General features: G+C 41.9%; 1 protein-coding gene. It reads right to left on the reverse strand.

Features of this window, described 5'->3' with window-relative positions:
* The coding region (locus ACS8FD_RS22040; RefSeq protein WP_439277441.1) for a helix-turn-helix domain-containing protein at nt 1-446 on the reverse strand (446 nt) is incomplete at its 3' end.
* Nucleotides 447-620: the final 174 nt, after the last annotated feature.

Consider the following 620-nt stretch of genomic DNA (forward strand, 5'->3'; position numbering starts at 1 on the left):
GTATAAGCTGCAGGTAGTCTTGTGCCAATCGCTAGGGTAATAGACATTAGGCGATGTTCAGTCGCAGAGCGGGCGATATATACCACTTCATTGCCATCCAATACGGCAAACGAACACGACTCCCCAGTTTGTTCAGTGACGCGTTCTAAATAGAACTGGATAATATCGTGATGGTGGACACTACTCAAGTAACTGACACCAAGGCTTAGCGTTTTAGGCGTTAGACGAAATTGACGCTTGCTTTTATGGACATAACCCAGAGCGTGCAAGGTTAATAGATAACGCCTAGCCTTTGCTCGATCTATCTTGGCACGCTCAGCTACTTCGCTTAACGTCATGCTAGAATGGTTTTCATCAAAAGTGAGTAATACACTCATTCCTGCCGCAAGCGATGCAACAAAATCTGGACTATCAACAGGTATTTTCTTATCTTGTTCTTTATTCATGCTATTCAATGATTACCAAAATTAGAGATTCTAAATGAAAATTACTCAATTAATCAATCAGCCATTTATGCATACTAATACTGTAGAGCACTTTTCAGATCGGCTGTTTGTGCAGGCTATGATAGATTTTGAGCTGGCCATTATAGAGGCCCGAGAAGGTCATAGCCTCATTCC

This window comes from Psychrobacter sp. 1U2 (assembly GCF_051847575.1).